This window comes from Frankia sp. AgKG'84/4, from assembly GCF_023242965.2.
GTDB lineage: Bacteria > Actinomycetota > Actinomycetes > Frankiales > Frankiaceae > Frankia.
On the sequence record NZ_JALKFU020000555.1, the window covers coordinates 1 to 3,523 of the forward strand.

Below are 3,523 nucleotides of genomic sequence, written 5' to 3' on the forward strand. Positions count from 1 at the left end.
GAGCGGTGGACGCCGGAAGGAGGGTCCGCCGTGGCTGGACGGTCGTACCGGGTCGGCTGGCCGGCGCGGGTGACCGGACGCTGCTGGTACGGGTCCACCTCCGGGCGGGGACGCTGGCGGTCCGCGGGTGGCCGACGCCGGGCTTCGCCGGGCGATCCCGGCCGGGCGCCGCCGCCGCGGGTGAGGATCGGCGTGGTGTCGGCCTGTGGTTCCCCGGCCTGCTGGTGCGGTCGACCTCCCGAGGCGAGCGGGACGGTGTCGGCATCGTTGCTGGTCAGCCCGGTCCCTCCTCAGTGGTCGCGGAGCACCTTCGAGGGCCGCCCGGTGCCGTTGGGCGGGTCTGCCGGCCGGCCGGATCGCCCGGACGGTCGCGACATGCTGTCAGGTGCGGATCACGGAGTGCCCCGACCGCGTCGGGTGCATCCGAGCCGAAAGGCTAATCGCAGCGCCACGGACCAGTGCACGCGCGGTGGGTTTGCGCGTTTGTTGAGGGACAGGCTCTGTGCCGGGTACCTGCACGTTGGTACCTTCCGCCCGTGTCGGAGACCACGGCGGGGTACCCACAGACGGTGGGGTCGCGGGTTCGTGCGGGGGGTGCGGGTGGCCTGCCCGGGATGCCCAGCCTGCCCGGGATGCCCAGCCTGCCCGGGATGCCCGGCCTGCCCGGGATGCCCGGAGCGCCGGGCGGTCGCGGGCGCCGGGCGCTGGTCGCCCGGCCGTCCCGGTGGCCCCTGTGGCTGGCGGCCCTGTGCCTGCTCGGTTTCGGCGTCCGGATGTTCTATCTGTTCCACTGGCTGCACCCGATGGTGCCGCTGGGCGACTCGTATTACTACCACCAGGCGGCGAACCTGTTCGCCGACGGGCGCGGGTGGCCGGACCCCTACGAGCTACGCGAGACCGGCCGCTACATCGCCGACGCGCAGCACCCGCCGCTGACCAGCGGGCTGCTCGCGGTGCCCTCGCTACTCGGCTTCACCGGCTTCCTGTCCCATCAGGTCTTCTGCTGCCTGCTGGGGGTCTGCTCGATCGCCGTGGTGGGTCTCGCCGGGCGGCGGCTGGCCGGTCCGGTGACTGGACTCGTGGCCGCTGGCGTCGCCGCTGTCTACCCCGGCATGTGGCTCAACGACCCGCTGGTGATGTCGGAGTCGACGGGAATCCTGACCTGTTCGTGCCTCATCCTGGCCGGGCTCCGGTTCGCGGAGGGCCGGCGGGTCGCCGACGCCGCCTGGCTGGGACTGGCCCTCGCGGCGGTGATGCTCGCCCGCGCGGAGCTGGCGCTGCTCGGCCTGACCCTCGTCGTGCCGCTGGTCGGGCTGGCCCGGCAGGCGCCCTGGCGTCGCCGGGCTGGGCTGCTCGCCGTCGCCGCGGCGACCTGCGTGCTGGCCCTCGCGCCGTGGGTCGCCTACAACCTGGAGCGTTTCCGCGAGCCGGAGTACCTTTCCAGTGGCCTCGGCTCGACGCTCGCGGTCACCCACTGCCCGACCACCTACGCCGGCCCCCAGCTGGGCTGGTGGTCCTACGGCTGCGTGCGGGCACTGCCGACGCCACCGTTGGAGCGCTCCGAGCGGGACGTGTTCTACCGGGACGCGGCGGTCAGCTACCTCCGGACCCATTCCGATCGACTCCCGGTGGTGGCGGCGGCGCGCTTCGGCCGCACCTGGGGGTTCTACCGCCCGTGGCAGCAGCTCCGTTTCGACCAGGTGGAGCTGCGGCCGCGCGGGCCGAGCACAGCCGGGCTGGTGATGTTGTGGGTGCTGGAGCCGACGGCACTCGCCGGCGTGGTCGTGCTGCGCCGCCGCCGGGTCACCACGCTGCCCCTGGTCGCCGTGCCGATCACCCTCAGCATCGCGACGCTGGTGGTCTACGGGACGACCCGATTCCGGGCGGCGGCCGAGCCGGCACTGGTCCTGCTGGGGGCCGTCGCGGTCACGGCGTTCCTGGAATGGCTATGGTCGAGGCCCGGGCGCACCCCCGGAACACCCGCGGGGGGCATACCCGCCCTCGGCGGATCCGGTGAACCCTACGGCGGTCCCGACCGGGCACCCGGGCCCGCGTCGACGTGGGGGCCTGATCGGGGCACCGGGATCGAACGTCCCCACCCTGCGCCGTGGTTATCAGGAACGGGGGCGCGATGCGACAAGCCCGAGGCCGCTGGTACGTTTTTCGTGTGCCGGACACTGCGTATCTTTGGGCACCCGTTCCGTGACAGATCACCTGCTGTCCCAGTCGTCCGGCGACGCCACCGGAGAGGCCGCCAGCACCGCTTCGATTCCTGATCCTCGGCAGCCGACCGTCCGCCGTCCACCGAAGGTCGTCTTCACTGGATTCGACGGACTGCGGGCGATAGCAGCGATCATGGTGGTCGTCGTGCACTCGTCCTTTCCCGCGGGGATCACGCTGCAGAGCCCGGTGGGTCCCTATTTCGCCCGCGCCGAGGCCGGCGTCGCGGTGTTCTTCCTCATCTCCGGTTTTCTGCTCTACCGACCGTTCGTCGCCGCCCGGTTGAACGGCACCTCCGGCGCGCCCGGGGCCGGATACCTGGTGCGGCGGTTCTTGCGGATCTTTCCGCTCTACTGGCTCGCGCTCGCCGTCACCCTCAATGTCGTCAGCGACGACCGGGTCGGCGTGCACGGGATCGCCGGGGTCTTCCAGACCGGCCTGCTCGTGCAGGGCTACCACGCCGGCTGGGCCCTCCAGGGCCTCACCCAGGCGTGGACCCTCGACATCGAAGTGGCCTTCTACCTGGCGGTTCCGGTCTACGCGTGGCTGATGGGCCGGCGCTGCCGTTCGGCCGAGTCCCAGGTCCGGGTGGAGCTCGCCGCGCTCGCGGTGACCTTTCTCGCCTCGAAACTCGTGCACTACCTGGTCATTCCGCGCAGGTCGGGCCTGCTGAGTGGCTGGGGCGTGTGGCTGCCGGTCTGGTGGGACCTGTTCGCCATCGGGATGGCGCTGGCCGTGCTCTCCGCGCGGTACGCCCAACTCGACCGCCAGCCCCGCTGGGCGTCGCTGCCTGGTTCCGGCACGGCCTGCTGGGCCCTCGCCGCGTTCTTCTACTGGGTGTCCGCCAAGCACGCCGACCTGCCGCTGTCGCCGATTTTCGTCCCCAACCGGCTGCAGGACATGAACCGGCACCTGTACTACGGCCTGTTCGCCCTGTTCCTCCTCCTGCCGGCGGTGTTCGGCCGCCAGGACCGGGGAATCGTCCGGCCACTGTTGGCCTGCCGCCCCATGGTGTTCCTGGGGACGATCTCCTATGGCATCTACCTGTGGCACACGACGATGATCGACCTGGTCCTCCAACACAGTGGATGGACCCTGTGGAAGATCCAGTACGGACCGTTCCTCGCCATCGTTCTGGGACTGACGATCGTGGCCGCCACGATCACGAACCGGCTCGTCGAGCGGCCCGCCATTCGGCTCTCCCACGGCTGGGCCCGCCAGCTGGACGCCTGGGTGGCACGGCGCCGACGCGGCCGGTCCGAACCCGCGGCACCCGCGGCCGTCCTGTCGCGCGCCGGCACCG

Annotated in this window: 2 protein-coding genes; both read left to right on the plus strand. The window is 71.9% G+C overall.

The features are described from left to right. The first annotated feature begins 614 nt into the window (after window positions 1-614). Window positions 615-2,276, plus strand: coding sequence for a glycosyltransferase family 39 protein (locus MXD58_RS23080; protein ID WP_308302030.1), 1,662 nt, complete (start codon window positions 615-617; stop codon window positions 2,274-2,276). Window positions 2,277-2,355: 79 nt separating this feature from the next. Then, window positions 2,356-3,523: acyltransferase family protein (locus tag MXD58_RS23085; RefSeq protein WP_250609907.1), on the plus strand; the 1,168-nt coding region annotated here is incomplete at its 3' end.